This is a genomic window from Cryobacterium cheniae (genome assembly GCF_004403395.1).
Lineage (GTDB): Bacteria > Actinomycetota > Actinomycetes > Actinomycetales > Microbacteriaceae > Cryobacterium > Cryobacterium cheniae.
On sequence record NZ_SOGN01000019.1, the window covers coordinates 43014 to 61424 of the forward strand.

Consider the following 18411-nt stretch of genomic DNA (forward strand, 5'->3'; position numbering starts at 1 on the left):
CCGCTTCGGAACGCGATTCTGTTTTCTTTCTCGGTCAGGTCGGTGATTTGACCCGAGTAAACTTGAAGCTCGGATTTCAAGGGGTGTGCGCGTGGTCGACCAGGAGCTTCAGCGGGAACAGAACTATGTCGCGAACCTGTATGCGCGCCTCGACGCGCTGCAGCGGGAGGCCGAGCAGCAGCTCGTGGCCGTGCGGCGGCTCGACGTGGGCGGCAACCACCAGTCGCGCTCCGAGCGGGACACGTTCGCGCGGCTCTACGAAGACCGCATCGTGCAGCTGCGCGAGGTTGACGACCGGCTGGCGTTCGGCCGGCTCGAGGTGGCGGCGGACCCATCTGACGCTGACTCGGCTTCTGGCACTGGGTCTTCTTCTGGCTCCGGCTCTGGTGCGACGGATGCCTCCGTCTACCGTTACATCGGCCGGCTGGGGCTGCGCGACGAAGACCTGCAGCCCATCCTGCTCGACTGGCGGGTGCCGCAGGCCAGCGCGTTCTACCAGGCCACCGCGGCCACGCCGCTCGGGGCCCGCGCCCGCCGGCACCTGCTCTCGAAGGGGCGGGACATCATCCGCATCGAGGACGAGATCCTCGACGCGGCGCTGCTCGAGGGCGATGCGGCAGCCGCGCACCAGGGGGAGGGCGCGCTGCTGGCCGCGCTTACCGCCCAACGCACCGGTCACATGAGCGATATCGTGTCGACGATCCAGGCGGAGCAGGACCGCATCATCCGTTCAGAGTTGAAGGGCGTGCTCGTCGTGCAGGGCGGGCCGGGCACCGGCAAGACAGCCGTGGCCCTACACCGTGCGGCGTACCTCCTATATACGCATCGCGATCGGCTGAAGAATTCGGGCGTGCTCATCGTGGGGCCGTCGGAGTCGTTCCTGAACTACATCGAGGCGGTGCTGCCGTCGCTGGGGGAGACCGGGGTGGTGCTCGCATCCGTGGGCCAGCTCTACCCGGGCATCGAGGCGACCAGAGAGGATGCCCCGGCCGTCGCCGCGATCAAGGGCCAGGCCTCCATGGCCCGGCTGATCGCCCGCGCCGTGCGGTCGCGGCAACGGGTGCCGGCTGCGGCGCAGGTGCTCGTCGTGAACGGTGACCGGATCACCCTCAAACCGCAGCTGATCGAGACCGCGATTCACCGGGCGCGGGCCGGCGGCAAACCGCACAACGAGGCCCGGGTCACGTTTGTGAAGAACGCGCTCGCCGCGCTCAGCCGGGAGTGGCTCGCGCAGTTGAAGAGTCAGGGCCGGTCGATGGACGACAGCGACCTGCCCATGCTGCGCGAAGACCTGCGCCTGGCCGACGACGTGCGGGTGGCGCTGAACACCGCCTGGCTGCCGCTCACGCCCGAGAAGCTCGTGCAAGACCTCTACGCCCGCCCGCAGTGGCTGGCGCAGCTCACCCCCACCTGGACGCCCGCGCAGCGCGCCCTGCTGCACCGCCCGCGGGACGCCGAGTTCACCATCTCCGACGTGCCGCTACTCGACGAGGCGGCCGACCACCTCGGCGAGTACAACGTGGTCGACGCGGCCCAGAAGCGCGAGCAGAAAGAGCAGCGCAAGCGCGACGTGGAGAACGCGGAACTGGCGATCTCCAACATGGAGGTGAAGGGCCTCGTGAACGCGAAGGCGCTCGCCGACAGCTTCGCCGAGCTCGGCGACCGGGCCACCACGGCCGAGCGCGCCGCCCTCGACCGCACCTGGACCTACGGGCATGTGGTCGTCGACGAGGCGCAGGAACTCTCCCCGATGCAGTGGCGGCTGGTGCTGCGGCGCGGTCCGCTGCGCTCGTTCACGATCGTGGGCGACATCGCGCAGGCGGCGTCGGCCGCGGCCGCGTCGAACTGGCGCGACGCCCTCGCACCCCTGCTCGACTCGTCGCAGGAGGAGTCGCGCTGGCGGCTCGAGGAGCTCACCGTGAACTACCGCACGCCCAGCCAGATCGCTTCGGCCGCCGAGTCGATGGCGCTCGCGCACAACCTGCCGATCACGCCGGCCAAGTCGGTGCGGGCGAGCGAGTGGCCGATTGAGACGCTTCCGGATGTTGTTTCGGCTGTTCGGCGGGAACGCTCGCTTGGGCTGGGTGGCACCGTCGCAGTGATCGTGCTGGAGCCTGCGCTGGCCGGGGTTGTTGCTTCGTTGTCTGCTGAGTTCGGTTCTGCTGCGTTCGGTTCTTCTGTTGTCGGCGTCGGGGCTGCAGGATTGCTCAAGGAGGTGGCGGTGCTCACCCCGCACGACGCGAAGGGGCTGGAGTTCGACGCCGTGGTTGTGGTGGACCCGGCGGGGATCGTGGCGGCGTCGTCGCGGGGTGCGGGTGCGCTGTATGTGGCGATGACGCGGCCTACGCAGCGGCTGTATCTCGTGTCGACGGGGGAGTTGCCCGCCGGGCTGTAGTCCGCCCGCTTCGCGGCGGGGGCGGGGGTGGCGGCGGCGGCGGTGGCGGCGGCGGCGGCTCCGGCGGCGGCGGCGGTTGAGTCTGCCGCGGCCCGGTGGTGGAGTCCCTCCCGTCCGCCCTCGGCGGTGGTTGAGCCTCCCGCCCCGGTGGTTGAGCCTGTCGCCCCGGTGGTTGAGCCTGCCGTAACCCGGCGAGCCGTCCTCCGGAGGTTCCCGTCCACCCCCGGCGCTTTAGCCCCTTGCCCCGATGGTTGAGTCCCTCCCGTCCGCCCTCGGCGGTGCTTGAGCCTGCCGCCCCGGTGGTTGAGCCTGTCGCCCCGGTGGTTGAGCCTGCCGTAACCCGGCGAGCCATCCTCCGGAGGTTCCCGTCCACCCCCAGCGCTTTAGCACCTCGCCCCGGTGGTTGAGCTTGTCGAAACCCGGCGAGCCGTCCTCTGAACCCGGCCACCGGCATCCGTGCCCACGCTAACTCCGGACTTTTTCGCGACACGCCGTTCCCGGCGCCGGCCCACCCGGCGTGTCTCGAAAATCTCCGGTTTAACGTCACGACGCCTACCGTCACAGCGCCTATCGGTGGGTAATTGATTACTAGAGTTAAGCAAAACTCTTGACTCTAGATTCGAAGTCATTTACAATTGAGGCATGGCAGGAGCCCCCACTCCGCACCGCCCCACCGCCTCCACCCAGGCGGTTCCTTCCGAGGCCCCGACTGCTGAGGCCCCGCCTGCCGGGGCCGCGTCTGCCGGGGCCGCGTCTGCCGGGGCCGCGCCTGCCGGGGCCGCGCCTGCCGAGGCCCCGCCTTCCGAGGCCCCGCCTACCGAGCCCCCGCCTACCGAGGCCCCGCCTACTCTGGTGCAGCAGCTGCAGCAGGCCCGTGACCTGGCGGCGACCGTGCTCGATTCGGTGGCTTTCTCCCTCCTGGACGAGGCCGACGCGATGGCGGTGCTTCGCACGGTCGAAGACCTCGGCCGCCGGGTCGATGCCGCCAGAGTCGCATCCGCCGCCGACATTGCGGGGCGGTCCCGCCGGATCCTCGGCCATGAGTCCCTCGCCTTCAAGAACGGTGCCAGCAGTGGTACCGACCTGATCACCCGGCTGACCCGTATCTCGGCCCGGGAGGCGAATCGGCGGGTGCGGCTCGGCGACAATGTGACGCCGCGGCTGGCCGGCACCAGCATGCTGCCGCCCTACTACCCGGCCGTGGCGGATGCTCTCACCGCCGGTGATCTCGGCGTCGACGCGGCCGAGAACATCGTCACGGCCCTCGACACGGTCGCGGCCCGGGTCGCGCCCGATGACCTCGGCGTCGCCGAGCGCACCCTGGTCGCCAATGCGACCGGGGCCGTCACCGAGGAAACGGCCGGGCTGCCCGGCGAAGGGTTCGCGTTTCCCGCCGACCTCGTACGCGGACTCGCGACCCAGTGGCAGGCCCACCTCGACCCCGACGGCACCGCCCCGAACGAGCCCGTCGCCGAGTCCCGCAGCACCGTGGGCTTCGGGCTCCTCCGCGACGGCCTCTACCCCTTACGCGGCGGCGTCACCCCCGAATTCCGGGGAATCCTGAACGGCCTCTTCGACACCTACCTCTCCGCCCACGCCGCGCCCGCATTCCCCACCGAAGAGGAACAGGCGCGCATGAATGCCGGAGAGCTCATCCCCGGCGCCGAAGCCGCCGCCCTCAGCGACGACCGCAACGGCGGCGAGAAGCGCGCCGACATCCTCCGCGGAATCCTCGAAGCCGCCACCCGCGACCCGGGCACCCCCAGCATGGGCGGCGCAGCCCCCACGGTCATGATCCACGTGAACAAGGCCGACCTTCTCGCCGACCGTGGGGTGGGCTGGATCGACGGGGTCGACGCCCCCATCTCCATGAAATCCGTGGTGCAGGCCCTCTGCTCCGGCGGATTCCAAGAGATCTTCTTCGGCGAGAACAACGAAGTCCTCAGCCTCAGCACCGAGAAGCGGTTCTTCAACCGGGCCCAGCGCAGAGCGATCGCCGCCCGCGACGGCGGCTGCACCATCCCGGGGTGCGACGTGCCCGCAGCCTGGTGCGAGGTGCATCACGTCATCCCCTGGCACCGCGGCGGCAAAACCAAAATCGACAACGGGGTCCTGCTCTGCTGGTACCACCACCACAGCATCGACACCTCCGGCTGGGAAATCCGCATGATCCGCGGCAAACCCGAAGTCCGGGCACCCTTCTGCTACGACCCGACCAGAACCTGGCGGCCAGCGGGGGGCCATCGGGCCGGGACCCGCTCGGGGTCTCGACAGAATCGACCGGCGTTAACGTGAATTACCGGGATCGCGTCACCTGGGTCTTGACCGGCTCGACAGACGTCAACGTGAGTTCGTGGAATCGCGTCACCTCGGGTCTCGGGTCTCGGGTCTCGGGTCTCGACGGGGCCGACCGGCCTTAATGTGAGGCCACTGGCATCGCGTCACCGGGGGTCCTCACCGGCTTGACCGCGGGGGCTCAAGGCGGCCCACGGGCATCCGTCACCCCCGGCTGTACACTTTTTGGGGACGTCGCGCATGGGTGACGTCAAGCTCCGGGCCATGATTGCGGCTGCGAGTCTTCACAAAGGAACCACAATTCACATGACGACACTTCCCCGCCTGGTGGCCTTCGACCTCGATGACACCCTCGCCGCGTCCAAGTCCCCGCTCGACTCGCGCATGGCCGCCCTCCTGGTTCGCCTGCTCGGCGCCGTCGAGGTCTGCGTCATCTCCGGTGGCCAGATCGCTCAGTTCCACATGCAGCTGATCGACAACCTCGAAAACGTCAGCGACGAGGCCCTCGCCCGGCTGCACCTGATGCCCACCTGCGGCACCCAGTACTTCCGCCACGTCGACGGCGCCTGGACCCAGATCTACGCCGAATACCTGACCGACGCCGAGAAGACGGATGCCCTCAACGCCGTCGAGATCTCCGCGCGTTCGCTGGGGTACTGGGAGAGCGAAACCTGGGGCCCGATCCTCGAGGACCGCGGTTCGCAGATCACCTTCTCCGCCCTCGGCCAGGCGGCCCCGGTCGCCGTGAAGACCGTGTGGGATCCCACCGGTGAGAAGAAGAACGCCCTGCGCGAAGCCGTGCAGGTGCTGCTCCCCGACCTCGAGGTGCGGTCCGGCGGGTCCACCTCGGTGGACATCACCCGGCGCGGCATCGACAAGGCCTACGGCATGAAGAAGCTCGCCACCCTCATCGGCGTGCCCCTCGCGGACATGCTGTTCGTCGGCGATCGCCTCGACGAGAACGGCAACGACTACCCGGTCAAGGTCCTCGGCGTCGAGTGCGTCGCCGTGGAGGGCTGGGAAGACACCGCCGCGTTCCTCGAGATCCTGATCCCGCAGCTGGAGGCCGGGGCGGCGGACGCGAGCTAACTCGCGGCCAGGCCGCGCGCCCCAACCGGCTCGACGAGCGTGGCCACGAACGCGTGCAGCCAGTGCCGCAGGTCCGGTCCGAGGTCCTCGCGGTCGACGGCGAGCTGCACGATGGCCTTGATGTAGTCGAGGCGGTCGCCGGTGTCATAGCGGCGGCCGCGGAAGATGACCCCGTAGACGCCGCCGGTGGCCTCCGGGTTCAGCGCCATCTCCTGCAGGGCGTCGGTGAGCTGGATCTCGTTGCCCTTGCCCGGCTGGGTGTGCTCGAGCACGTCGAAGACCTCGGGGCGCAGCACGTAGCGGCCGATGATGGCCAGGTTCGACGGGGCATCCTCGGTCGCCGGCTTCTCGACCAGCCCGGTCACCCGCACCACGTCGGGGTCGTCGGTGGCCTCGACCGCGGCGGCGCCGTAGAGGTGGATCTGTGAGGGCTCGACCTCCATCAGCGCGATGATGCTGGTGTTGCGCTTGCCCTGCTCCGCGAGCATCTTCGCCAGCAGCGGGTCGCGGTCGTCGATGATGTCGTCGCCGAGCAGCACCGCGAAGGGTTCCTTACCGACGTGCATCCTGGCCCTCAGCACAGCGTGGCCGAGTCCCAGCGGATCTCCCTGGCGCACGTAGTGGATGTCCGCCAGCCGGTTGGCGTGCCGCACCTTCGCCAGCCGGTCATAGTCGCCCTTGATCTCGAGCAGAGCCTCGAGCTCGGTCATGCGATCGAAGTGGTTCTGCAGAGCGTTCTTGTTGCGCCCGGTGACCATGAGCACATCGGTCAGGCCCGCCAACACGGCCTCCTCCACCACGTACTGGATGGCCGGTTTGTCGACGACAGGCAGCATTTCCTTCGGCATGGCCTTCGTCGCCGGAAGGAACCGGGTTCCCAGACCGGCCGCGGGGATGACGACTTTCGTGATGGCTGTGATCATGGGCCACAGACTAGGGCGATGTGTTGCCGGCGCATAGCGCCGCAGTCTCTTCGGTCAGCGCGGGCGGTCGCTGCGCAGCGGAACCAGTCCGAGCACCGCGCCGACCGCGGCCCCGAGCGTGTTCGCGAGCACATCGGCCAGCGTGGCGAACCGGTCCGGCAGAAAGATCAGCTGCCCCAGCTCGATGGTGCAGCTCGCCGCGAAACCAGCCAGCACGGCCAACCACCACCCGCGCCGGCCGGCCATGATCACGACGAACAGGCCGACCGGCACGAACAACACAATGTTGGCGATGAACTCGACCAGGCTATAGCGCACCCATTCCGGCGCGCCGTGCACCTGCAGCCAGTCGATCAGAGCCAGCAACGACTCGTAGGCGTTCCGGTCGACCGGGACGGGCCAGAACGCAATGAGGGCCAGCACGACCAGATAGACCAGCATCAGCCACGGCGCCCACCGGCGAAGCCGAGCGCGCCCCCGAGAACCCGCGGCGGGCGTGCCCGATGCGGGGGATTCGGGGCACGGTGCTGCGGGGGAGTCGGGGTCCATGCCGGTCACGTCTCCACTTCTCGGAGTCTGGGCGGTCTGCTCCGACCGACAGAACCGGGTGGAGGACCGCAACACTGTCGGATTCACCACCGTAGACGCGTCGGTGCTTGCAGGCCAGTCGGCCGGCCCCGAATCAACGCCGGCCCGCCTCCGACCCGACGCCGACTCAACGCCGGCCCGCCTCCGACCCGACCCCGACTTCGGCGCGGAAGGGTGCAGCAGGTGGTAAAAATGAGGACTAGTCAGGTTAGCGGAGCGGGAGTTTACTGACGTCGTTCGCCCTCAACCCGAATCGGGGCGGTCAGGCGGGCTGTCATGCGATCGTCACACCACCGTCCGTCACGCCGTCGCCTCCTTGATATGGTCGGCCTCACGGCGCTGGTGGTCGCCGCGTCCCTGATCGGCACTCTGGTCGGCGGTTCGCCGACCGAGGCCCAACCCACGAGCCCGGTCGCACCCGTGACGGTGTCCGCGATCGCGAGCGACACCACTCCCGCGCGGACGATATCGCCTGCGACCTCGATGACGAGCCTGCCGGAAATCCGGTACCTCGCCGCGGTCGACGAATTCCGGGAGAAGCGGCTGCGTCTGACCGGTGCGATCGCCGTGGCCGACTCGGTCGTCGCCTCGGCGCAGCTCGCCCTGGACGGCAGCGCCCTCCGGGTGCTCGACGAGAATGCGCGCGCCGTGCTGGCCGCGAGCATCCTCCGGGAGCAGACCCGCATCGACGACGCCCGCCGCAACCTCGACCGTTCGTCCAGCGTCTCGACCGGGCCCAACACCTTCCTGGGCCCGAACTTCGGGCAGGCGGAAAGAGCGCTTCGGGCCGCGGAAGTGCCCGCCCCCGAGACGCTCGCCTCCGTACCGGAGCAACTCGCCGACCCGGTGCAGGGCGTCCGGGACGCGACCGCCCGCTGGGAGGCGGAGCAGGCCAGGCTGGCGGCCGAGGCAGCGGCCCGCGCGGCAGAGGCGGCTGCTGCGGCTGCTGCGGCTGCGGAGGCGGCGGCGGCAGCGGCCGCGGCTTCGGCTGCGGACGCGGGAGCGGACGCGGCGTCGCCCGGGTTCGAATCCGAGAACCGGGCGACCACCTCGCCGAGCACGGATGCCCAGGGCCCGTCCGCCGGCACCCCACTGTTCAACAAGTACGTCTGGACCGCGGGCTTCCAGGCCGAGCTTGACGCCTGCAACGGCGCGGTGGACCTCACCGGCAGCTACGGCGTGAACGTCATCGGCGAACACTGGTCCTGCGGGGGTTCCCGGTTCCCGGGGGCCGGCACGATCATCACCCTGTCGGGAACCCGGTCCGGCACGTACCGGGTCGGCGGAGTCGCCGCGGTGCTCAACGCCAGCACCGACGGCCGGGGCGACATCCCCGGAGGCTACGACCTGCTCTTCCAGACCTGTATCAACGGGTCGGACGCGACCATGTCGTTCACGGTGCTGACCCGCGTCGGCTGACCTGCGTCGGCTGACCCGCGTCGGCTGACCCCGGCCGAGCTCCTCAGCCCCAGCCGCCGTCCGAGCGGCCGCCCCGCCTACCGCCCGGCCGCAACCCGCTTCGGCAGCACGAACACGAGCAGCAGTGCCAGCACGCTGAACGCGGCGCTCACGCCCATCGCCGCGGTCGCGCTGTCGGTGAAGCCGGCGGCGACGGCGTCCGCACCGGGGCCGGCCACCACCAGGGTGCCGAAGAACACGCTGCCGATCACAGCGATGCCCACCGCGCTGCCGACCCGCTGCATCACGCCGACCACGCCGCTGGCCGCGCCGGCCTCGGAGCGGTCCACGGTCGCCACGATGAACTGGGCGTTCGGTGCGATGAAGAAACCGCTGCCGAGGCCCGCGATCAGAAGGGGCGGCAGCAGCTGCCAGTTGGTGATCTCCGGTCCGATCAGGAGCAGGGCGAGCCAGATCCAGACCAGACCCACGGTGACCAGGGACACCCCGATCACCAGCACGGTGCGGCCGAGCCGCTGCGCCAGCCGGTCGCTCTGCGACGCGCCGATGATGGTTCCGATCGCGAACGGGATCGACACCAGGCCCGACTCCAGCGCGGTGTGCCCGAGCCCCGCCTGCCAGAGAATCGAAATGGTGAAGAAGATGCTGGTGAACGCCGCGAAATAAACCAGGGCGAGCACGATTCCGCCGGTGAACGCCGGGTGCCGGAACAGCTTCGGCGGCACCAGCGGACTCTTGCCCCACCGGGTGTACGCGACCTCCCAGAAACCGAACGCCACGATCAGCAGCGCGCCCGCTGCCAGGGTCAGGTAGGTCCAGAGCGGCCAGCCCTGGTCCTCACCCTCGATCAGCGGAACGAGCAGCGCCACGAGTCCGCCGGAGATCAGCAGCAGGCCCACCCAGTCGATGCCGCCGCTCGGGGTGCCCGGGGCGCGTTCGGAGCCGGCCGGCAGCAGGATCGCCGCCGCGACGAGGGCGACGACGCCGATCGGCAGGTTGACCCAGAAGACCAGGCGCCATCCGTTCTCGTTGCCGAACGCCTCGATGATCAGGCCGCCGATGATCGGGCCGAGGGCCGTGGACACGCCGATCACGGAGCCCATGATCGCGAACGCCTTGCCGCGGGCGATCGGCGGGAACAGGAGCTGGATCACAGCGGTCACCGCCGGCACGAACATGCCGCCGGCAAGTCCCTGCACCACCCGGGCGATGATCAGCTGCAGGTCGTTCTGGGCGAGCCCGCAGGCGAGACTGGCCAGGGTGAACAGCAGCAGACCGGTGAAGAAGACCCACTTGTGGCCGATGCGGTCGCCGAGCCGGCCGGCCGGGATCAGGGCGATGCCGAAGGCGAGCGCATAGCCGGAGATGATCCAGGAGAGCGTGGCTTCCGAGGCATCCAGGCTGGTACGGATGGTCGGAAGCGCCACATTCACGATCGTGGTGTCGAGCAGCGCCATGAACATGCCGGCCAGCAGCACGACCAGGGCCTGCCAGGCGTGCCGCGGAATCACGACGGGCGCGGGCTGGTGATCGGGGCTGGAATCGGTCATGAGATGATCCTCTCGCGCTTCTGGCTGCGCGGGCTCGGCCGCACCCAACACAAAACCCCCACTCCGCAGAGTGGGGGTCTTGTATATCTGTCGGGGTAACAGGATTTGAACCTGCGACCTCGTCGTCCCGAACGACGCGCGCTACCAAGCTGCGCCATACCCCGATGGCCCGTAAGCCTTGTCAAGTATAACCCCCCGGATGCCCCACCACGACCATCCGCTGGGCCAACCCGTCGAGACCTCGGCTACGCCGCCGTCAGCGTCAGCAGGGTCGCCTCCGGCGCGCAGGCGAACCGCACCGGCGCGTAGATCGACGTGCCGAGCCCCGCGGACACGTTCAGGTACGACGTGTGCAGGCCGGAGTCCCAGAGGCTGAGCCCCTTGACCTGTTTGCGCGGGATGTCGCAGTTGGTGACGAGGGCGCCGTACCGGGGAACGCACACCTGCCCGCCGTGCGTGTGCCCGGCCAGGATCAGCTGGGCGCCATGGTTGACGAACGAGTTCAGCACCCGCTGATACGGCGCGTGGGCGACACCCACGGTGAGCGTCGACCGCGGCGGGGACGCCTCCTCGGGGTCGGGCCAGTACTCCTCCGACAACGGGTCGCTCGCGCGCAGGTCGTCGATGGCCCGGGTGATCAGGTCGAGGCGGTCGAGCCCGATGTGCGGGTCGTCCACCCCGAACAGCTCCAGGTGGGTGCCGTTGATGTCGAGGGCGGCCGCGGCATTGTCGAGGTCGAGCCAGCCGAGGTCGGCGAACACGCGGTGCAGGTGGTCGATGTCGAGCTTCTCATGCAGCGCCGATTTGAGCGTCGACGGGGAGCGGAAGTACCGCAACGGGTTCTTCAGCTGCGGACCGTAATAGTCATTCGACCCGTTGACGAAGATGCCCGGGATGCCGCGGAACGGTTCCAGGGCGTACTCGATCCCGGAGATCCCGTCGGGATGGCCGAGGTTGTCGCCGGTGTTCACGATCAGGTCGGGCTCGAGGTCGGCCAGGGCGCGCACCCACTCCTGCTTGTCGCGCTGCCACGGCGCCATGTGCAGGTCAGAGAGGTGCAGCACCTTGATCGGGGCGGATCCCGGTGCAAGCACCGGGACGGGAACCTCGCGCAGGGTGAACATGCGGCGCTCCACGAGGGAGCCCCAGGCGAACGCGGCCACCCCGGCCGCGGCTACCACCCCGGCACTGACGGCCAGGGAGTTGCCTGCGGCGCCGGCGCGGGTCATCCGTTGCCCCCGCCGTTGCCGTTATTGTTCGGCGCGGGGGCGGCCGGGGGAGCGGGCGCGGCGCCGAGCTTGGCGACCACGATCGTGACCACGCTGCCCGCCGCGGCGCCGGTCCCGGCAGTCGGCGTCATCGAGAGCACCGTGCCGACCTGCGCCGGATCGGCGACGTCCTGTTCCTTCTTGTCGATGCTGTAACCCTGCAGGGTGGCTCGGGCGTCGGCCTCGGTCTTGCCTACCACGTCGGGCACGGGCTGGAGCGCGCCGTTGCTGGAGAAGACGGTGACGGTCGCGCCGCGGCTGGCGCCGGTGCCGGCGGCCGGGTCGGTGCGGGCCACGGTGCCGGCGGGCATCTCGGAGTCGGTGGCGCCGCCGTCGACCACTTCGAAGCCGGCCGCGGTCAGCGTGGCGGTGGCGTCGCTCATCGACTTGCCGCGCAGGTCGGGGATCGGAATCTGAACGGCCTGCAACACCTTGTTGGATGCCTCCGGGAAGGGGTCTCCGCCGTACTTCGCGTTCGCGACGCTCATCACTTCCGGCCACATCCGGTGACGGGCGGTGGCGGCCGTGCCGCCCTCCCAGTCATCCACGAGACGCTGGTTGATGTCGCCGGTGACGCTGACGACGCCGACGACGGTGGCGACCTTGCTGCTCGCACCGCTCATCCAGGTGTCCTTGTTGCCGTCGGTGGTTCCGGTCTTGCCGATCATCGGCACCTTCGGGGACGTGGCGGCATTCGATGCCCGCGCCGTTCCCTCGGTCATGACTTTCTGCATCGCGAAGGTCATACCGGCGTCGACCTCGGGGCTGATCGCCTGAGTGCATTCGGTCTGCGGCGGGGTCATGTCGGTGCCGTCGCCGCCGACGATCCGGTCGATCACGATCGGGCTGCAGCTGAGGCCGTTGTTGGCGATACCGGCGAAAGCGATCGCCATGCTCAGCGGGGCGACCTCGTTCGTGCCCAGCACGGCCGAGGGTCCCTGGTCGAGCGGCTCGAGGTCGGCGCGGCCCACTCCGAAGGCTTCGGCCATCTTCGCGATGCCGCAGAGGTCCAGCTTCTTCGCCATGCCGATGAAGCCGGTGTTGATGGAGTTGATCGTCGACTGCAGTGCGCTGTAGTTGGCGCCGGGCTCGTTCGCGTCGTTCTTCGGGTCGAAGACGAAGCTCTGGTTGCCCTCACAGCTGTTCTTGAAGACGCCCCAGTCGCTCTTGCGGCGGGAATCGACGCGCTCGTTCAGCGTGTGCCCCTGGCTCAGCCACTCGGCCAGCGTGAAGACCTTGTAGGTCGAGCCGGGCTGGAACCCCAGCGAGCCACCCTCGTCGACGTTGGTGTTGTAGTTGATGCCGGTGTAGTCGGCGTTGTTCTCGGTCACCGCCGGGTCCTGGCTGTAGTCCTTGTTCTGCGTCATCGCCAGCACGCGGCCGGTGCCCACCTCGACACTGGTGATCACGCCGCCCACGTCCCAATCCCCGTACTGCTTGGGCACGTGCTTCTGCATCGTGTTCTGGGCGGCGGTCTGCAGGTCGAGGTCGAGCGTGGTGTAGATCTCGTAGCCGCCGCGACGGAAGTTGGCCAGGCGGGCTTCGGCGGTGTCGCCGAAGGTGGGGTCGTTCTGAAGGGTGTTGACGACCAGGTCACAGAAGTAGGCGCTGCCGCCGGCCGTGGCACAGCCGGTGCTCGGCTCCGTGATGGTGGGCGTGATCACCGTGGCGACGGCGGCGTCGTGGTCCGCCTGGGTGATCTTCTCGTACTTGAGCATCTCGCCCAGGATGTAGTCGCGGCGTTCCTTGTTGGCGGCGTAGCCGTTGGCGACACCGTTGGTTTCGCTCTCCGGGTCGTCGAGCTGGAATTTGACCGGGTTGTTCACGATCGCCACCAGGCTCGCCGCCTGGGCCAGCGTCAGGTTGGCGGCGGTCGTGTTGTAGTAGTAGTTCGCGGCCGACTCGATGCCGTAGACCGTGCCGCCGAAGCCGGTGATGTTCAGGTACTGGCGGAGGATGTCGTCTTTCGCGTACTGCTTCTCCACGCCGATGGCGAGGCGCATCTCCTTGAGCTTGCGGTCCGGGGTGGTCTCCGTGGCGAGGTCGTAGCAGCTCATGCGCTTCTCTTCGTCGGCCAGGGCCTCGCACTTCTGCACCTGCACGTTCTTGACGTACTGCTGGGTGATCGAGGATCCACCGCGCGCGTCGCCGGTGGCCACGGTGCTCACCACACCCTTGACGGTGCCCTCGAGGTCGATGCCGCCGTGCTCGTAGAAGCGGGGGTCCTCGCCGGCGATCGAGGCATCCTTCACGAACGGGCTGATCGCGTCCCAACCGACCTCGACGCGGTTCTGGTCGTAGAACGAGGCCAGCAGAACCGTGCTGCCGTCGGAGTTGGTGGCATAGATGTTGCTCTTCTGTGCCAGCTGGTCGATCGCAAGGTAGTCGGGCAGGCTCTCGAACATGTTGATCGTGTTCGTGGCCGTCATGCCGGAGAGCGCCAGGGCGGGGGTGACGGCAGCGGCGACGAGCACACCGGCAATGGCGCTCATCCCGACGAAACCGAGGAGGCCGCCGAGCACTCCACTAACCGTACGATTTTTGGCAGACATACACTGAGACTAAGTGACAAATCTGGAAAACCGCCTGAATCGGAGCCTTATGCCTGCCTGGGAGTACCTCACGACGCCGCTGATGATTCACAACACAGCTGCCATTTTGAACAATTGGGGCTCGGAGGGATGGGAGCTCGTGCAGGTCGTTCCCGGACCCGAGGGTGGGCTCGTCGCCTACCTGAAGCGCCCCGTCGCCACCGCAGGAGCCTGAGCGGTGTCGCAGATCGACGCCCGACTGGCCGAGCTCGGCATCGAACTGCCGAGCGTCGTGCCGCCGGTGGCCACGTATGTTCCGGCCGTCGTGTCCGGCTCGCTGGTCTTCACCAGCGGTCAGCTGCCGATGGTCTCGGGCGCCTTGCCGGCCACCGGCAAGGTCGGTGACGGCCACGGTCTCGTGCCGGCCGCCGACGCCCAGGACTACGCCCGGCAGTGTGCGCTCAACGCGCTCGCCGCCATCCAGGCCGTGATCGGATCTCTCGACCGCATCACGCAGGTCGTCAAGGTCACCGGCTTCGTCGCATCCGACCCGTCGTTCACCGGCCAGCCCGGTGTCGTCAACGGTGCCTCCCAGGTGCTCGGCGAGATCTTCGGCGACCGGGGCGTGCACGCCCGCTCGGCCGTCGGCGTCGCCGTGCTGCCGTTGGACTCGCCGGTCGAGCTGGAGCTCATCGTCTCCTTCGCCTGACCCATACGAATTCGACGGAGATTTTCCCTTAAACAGGCCTAAACGGATGCTGTGGGCCGGTTTTCGCGAAAATCTCCGTCGAATTGGTTAGACGCTCGCTACTTCAGGGTGGACATGATCGCCGTCATCACCGAGGTGTCGGCCAGGGTGGTGGTGTCGCCGACCTCGCGGCCCTCCGCGACATCCTGCAGCAGACGACGGATGATCTTGCCCGAGCGGGTCTTCGGCAGCTCGCTCACGATGAAGATCTGGCGGGGCCGGGCGATGGCGCCGATCTGCTGGGACACGTGCGCCCGCAGCACGGCCTGGATGTCCTCGTGCGAGGACTCCTCCAGGTGGCTGTACTTGATGATGACGAACGCCACCACAGCCTGGCCGGTCGTCTCGTCGTGCGCGCCCACCACGGCCGCCTCGGCGGTCATCGGGTGCGCCACCAGCGACGACTCGATCTCGGCCGTCGACAGGCGGTGCCCCGACACGTTCATCACGTCGTCGACCCGGCCGAGCAGCCAGATCTCGCCGTCGCGGTCGAGGCGGGCGCCGTCACCGGCGAAGTAGCGAGGGTTCTCCGAGCCGAACTTCTCCCAGTACGTCTCCTTGAAGCGTTCCGGGTCGCCCCAGATGCCGCGCAGCATCGACGGCCACGGTTCGGTCACCACGAGGAGGCCACCGTTGTCCCGGCCCACGTGGTTGCCCTCGTCGTCGAGCACGTCGATCACGACGCCGGGGATCGGGCTCTGCGCCGAACCGGGCTTGGTCGTCGTCACACCGGGCAGGGCGGAGATCATGATCGCCCCGGTCTCGGTCTGCCACCATGTGTCGACCACCGGCGCGACATTGCCGCCGATGACCTCGCGGTACCACATCCACGCCTCCGGGTTGATGGGCTCGCCCACCGAACCGAGCAGGCGCAGGCTGGTCAGATCGAAGCCCTGCGGAATCTGGCGACCCAGCTTCATGAAGGTACGGATGGCCGTGGGCGCCGTGTACAGGATGCTCACCTTGTACTTCTCGACGATCTCCCACCACCGGCCGGGGTGCGGGGTGTCCGGGGTTCCCTCGAAGAGCACCTGGGTGGCGCCGTTGGCGAGCGGGCCGTAGACCACGTAGCTGTGGCCGGTGATCCAGCCGACGTCGGCGGTGCACCAGTAGACATCCGTCTCGGGGTGCAGGTCGAACACGTTCTTGTGGGTGAAGGCCACCTGGGTGAGGTAACCGCCGGTGGTGTGCAGGATGCCCTTGGGCTTGCCGGTGGTGCCGGACGTGTAGAGGATGAACAGCGGGTTCTCGGCCGGGAAACCCAGCGCCTCGTGCTCGGCGTCAACCGAGGCGAGCTCGTCGTGCCACCACAGGTCGCGGTCGAACCACTCCACGAAGCCGTCGGTGCGCTTGACCACGAGCACGTTGCGCACGGTGGAGTCGCCGCCCTCGAGGGCCGCGTCGACGGCGGGCTTGAGCGCGGAGGCCTTGCCCTTGCGGTAGCCGCCGTCGGCGGTGATCACGAGCACGGCGCTGGCGTCGTCGATGCGCGAACGGAGGCTCTCGGCGCTGAAACCGCCGAAGATGACCGAGTGCACGGCGCCGATGCGGGCCACGGCGAGCATCGAGATCACCGCTTCCGGGATCATCGGCAGGTAGATCGCGACGCGGTCCCCGGCGTTGACGCCGAGTTTTGTCAGCACATTTGCAGCACGTTTCACTTCGGCCGTGAGCTCGGCATACGTGATGTCGCGGGAGTCGCCCGGCTCACCCTCGAAATGCAGCGCGACCCGGTCGCCGTTGCCGGCGAGCACGTGCCGGTCGAGGCAGTTCCAGGCCACGTTCAATTCGCCGTCTTCGAACCACTTCGCGAACGGCGGGTTCGTCCAGTCCAGCGTTTTCGTGAACGGCTTGTGCCAGTGCAGAAGGTCACGGGCCTGATCAGCCCAGAATTTCAGGCGGTCGTCTGCGGCGTCCTGGTAGAGCTCCGCCTTGGCGATGGATTGTGCGGCGAACTCCGGCGTCGGCGGGAATCTGCGGGATTCGTGGAGAAGGTTATCGATCTTGACGCTCATACGGATGTCGCTCCTTTGCGATGCGCTGCGTGTGTTGGGCGCGTGAACCTGGCCCCCTCCTGAACCATACACGGCGACATCCGGCCCTCACGTTGCGGGAAATTGCGGCGTGTTCGTACCCCCATTTCTGGTCTCATCAGGCGCAGCGGTTCTGTGTCCTCATTTATGAGGACATCGGGGACTTGCGCATCTGTAATTCCCCTTGTACATTTGGACACGTCCGAACGAAAGTTCAGACCAGCGGTGCGTTCGATTCCCCCCAATCGACGTGCTGCCGAGGCGGCACCTGTTCCCCCCAATAGGTGCCGCCCCCCTTTTTTAACCGGTGGTTTCGCCCGGTGGTTTCGCCCAGTGGTTTGTCCCGTGGTGTCGCCGGTGGTTCGCCCGGTCCTCCCCAGCCGCCGGTCGGCCGGAGTTCTTCTCGATCCCTTGCCGGCGGCGGTCGCGCTCGCCCCGTCGATCTAACGTCGGGGCATGCCCGAGCCCTTCGTCGCCGTCCCGTCGTACGGCCGGGCTGCGTCCGCTCCGGGCCCGGATGCTGCTGCCGAGCCCCGCACGGATGCGCCGCCGCCGGGTGCGCTCCCGCCGGTCCGGCCCCTCGACGTGTCCGGGCTCGGCCCGCTGGCCGAGTTCGCCGGCGACGGTGAGGTCACCGACCTGTTCGTCAACGGCGCGGCCGGGCTGTGGGTCGATGCCGGCCGCGGCCTGCTGCAGGACCCGAGCTGGAGCTGCCCCGAACCGGCCGTGCGTGAGCTGGCGGTGCGCCTGATCGCCCTCGGCGGGCGCCACATCGACGAGGCCAGCCCCTGCGTCGACGTGCGACTCTCCGACGGAATCCGGGTGCATGCGGTGCTGCCGCCGGCGTCGAGCACGGGCACGCTGCTGTCCATCCGGCTGCCTCGCGCCGAGCGGCTGAGCCTCGCCGCGCTGGCCGCGGGGGGTCTGTTCGGGGTGGGGGAGACATCCGTCGCCGTCGCCGACCGGCTGCGCGCGGCCGTGACCGGGCGCGAGAATCTGCTCATCACGGGCGCGGCCGGCAGCGGCAAGACCACCCTCCTGGCCGCGCTGCTCGGCCAGGCGCCACCGGGGGAGCGCATCGTGGCCATCGAAGACGTCGCCGAACTGCGCATCGACCACCCGCATGTCGTGGCCCTCGAGGCCCGGCAGCCGAACCTCGAGGGGGCCGGCCGGATCGGCCTGGAGAGTCTCCTGCGCGAGGCCTTACGGATGCGCCCCGACCGGCTCGTGCTCGGCGAATGCCGCGGTGCCGAGATCCGGGAGCTGCTGGCCGCCCTCAACACCGGCCACGACGGCGGCGCCGGCACCCTGCACGCGAACTCCCTGCAGGACGTGCCGGCCCGGCTCGAAGCCCTCGGCGCCCTCGCCGGACTGAGCCCGGAAGCGGTGGCCCGGCAGGCGGTGAGCGCCATCGGGCTCGTGCTGCACCTCGAGCGCCGTGACGGCCGCCGCCGGCTCGCCCCGCTCGGCCGGTTCGCGCTGGATTCCCGGGACCGCCTGCTGGTGGTGCCCGCGGCGCCGGTGGGCCCTGGCGGGGCGGGTCCCGGCGGGGCGGGCCCTGGCGGGGCGGGC

Annotated in this window: 13 protein-coding genes and 1 tRNA gene; 7 read left to right on the forward strand and 7 right to left on the reverse strand. The window is 69.0% G+C overall.

What is annotated here, in order from left to right; translation table 11 throughout:
* Positions 1-85 precede the first annotated feature (85 nt).
* From E3T23_RS03495 to E3T23_RS03510, 3 genes are all read left to right on the forward strand, one after another.
* The gene (locus E3T23_RS03495) at positions 86-2395 is read left to right on the forward strand and encodes a HelD family protein (protein WP_134369025.1); all 2310 of its coding nucleotides are present in this window, start codon (positions 86-88) and stop codon (positions 2393-2395) included.
* A 642-nt stretch (positions 2396-3037) separates the two neighbouring features.
* Complete coding sequence (locus tag E3T23_RS03505) at positions 3038-4690, forward strand: HNH endonuclease signature motif containing protein (protein ID WP_134369027.1); 1653 nt, start codon at positions 3038-3040, stop codon at positions 4688-4690.
* Between the two features lie 306 nt (positions 4691-4996).
* Positions 4997-5779, forward strand: coding sequence for an HAD-IIB family hydrolase (locus E3T23_RS03510; RefSeq protein ID WP_134369028.1), 783 nt, complete (start codon positions 4997-4999; stop codon positions 5777-5779).
* Here the strand turns inward: E3T23_RS03510 and galU are convergent.
* Together galU and E3T23_RS03520 are read right to left on the reverse strand one after the other, a co-directional pair.
* Positions 5776-6702, reverse strand: a complete 927-nt coding sequence (galU, locus tag E3T23_RS03515) for a UTP--glucose-1-phosphate uridylyltransferase GalU (RefSeq protein WP_134369029.1) — start codon at positions 6700-6702, stop codon at positions 5776-5778. The two genes, E3T23_RS03510 and galU, sit on opposite strands and share 4 nt — an antisense overlap.
* Before the next feature lie 54 nt (positions 6703-6756).
* Entirely contained in the window at positions 6757-7143 is a 387-nt protein-coding gene (locus tag E3T23_RS03520; RefSeq protein ID WP_166806186.1) for a VanZ family protein, read from the reverse strand.
* A 468-nt stretch (positions 7144-7611) separates the two neighbouring features.
* Between E3T23_RS03520 and E3T23_RS03525 the strand changes: the two genes are divergently transcribed.
* Positions 7612-8709, forward strand: coding sequence for a hypothetical protein (locus E3T23_RS03525; protein ID WP_134369031.1), 1098 nt, complete (start codon positions 7612-7614; stop codon positions 8707-8709).
* 77 nt (positions 8710-8786) lie between these two features.
* On the opposite strand, the gene E3T23_RS03530 is transcribed toward E3T23_RS03525, so the two are convergent.
* From E3T23_RS03530 to E3T23_RS03545, 4 genes are all read right to left on the reverse strand, one after another.
* The gene (locus tag E3T23_RS03530) at positions 8787-10259 is read right to left on the reverse strand and encodes a DHA2 family efflux MFS transporter permease subunit (RefSeq protein WP_134369032.1); all 1473 of its coding nucleotides are present in this window, start codon (positions 10257-10259) and stop codon (positions 8787-8789) included.
* A gap of 90 nt (positions 10260-10349) precedes the next feature.
* A tRNA-Pro gene (locus E3T23_RS03535) sits at positions 10350-10423 on the reverse strand.
* Positions 10424-10504: 81 nt separating this feature from the next.
* The gene (locus E3T23_RS03540) at positions 10505-11488 is read right to left on the reverse strand and encodes a metallophosphoesterase (protein ID WP_134369033.1); all 984 of its coding nucleotides are present in this window, start codon (positions 11486-11488) and stop codon (positions 10505-10507) included.
* Complete coding sequence (locus E3T23_RS03545) at positions 11485-14079, reverse strand: transglycosylase domain-containing protein (RefSeq protein ID WP_134369034.1); 2595 nt, start codon at positions 14077-14079, stop codon at positions 11485-11487. The genes E3T23_RS03540 and E3T23_RS03545 overlap by 4 nt, the downstream gene beginning before the upstream one ends.
* Positions 14080-14128: 49 nt before the next feature.
* On the opposite strand from E3T23_RS03545, the gene E3T23_RS03550 reads away from it, so the two are divergent.
* Both E3T23_RS03550 and E3T23_RS03555 read left to right on the forward strand, forming a co-directional pair.
* On the forward strand, positions 14129-14293 hold the full coding sequence (locus E3T23_RS03550; protein WP_134369035.1) for a Sp36 family protein: 165 nt from the start codon (positions 14129-14131) through the stop codon (positions 14291-14293).
* A gap of 3 nt (positions 14294-14296) precedes the next feature.
* The gene (locus E3T23_RS03555; protein ID WP_134369036.1) at positions 14297-14767 is read left to right on the forward strand and encodes a RidA family protein; all 471 of its coding nucleotides are present in this window, start codon (positions 14297-14299) and stop codon (positions 14765-14767) included.
* 98 nt (positions 14768-14865) lie between these two features.
* Here the strand turns inward: E3T23_RS03555 and acs are convergent, their stop codons facing one another.
* Positions 14866-16821 carry an acetate--CoA ligase gene (acs, locus tag E3T23_RS03560; protein ID WP_134369037.1) on the reverse strand — a complete coding sequence of 652 codons (1956 nt, stop codon included), beginning with the start codon at positions 16819-16821 and terminating at the stop codon, positions 14866-14868.
* Between the two features lie 474 nt (positions 16822-17295).
* Here acs and E3T23_RS03565 point away from each other — a divergent pair.
* Positions 17296-18411: TadA family conjugal transfer-associated ATPase (locus E3T23_RS03565; protein WP_134369038.1), on the forward strand; the 1116-nt coding region annotated here is incomplete at its 3' end.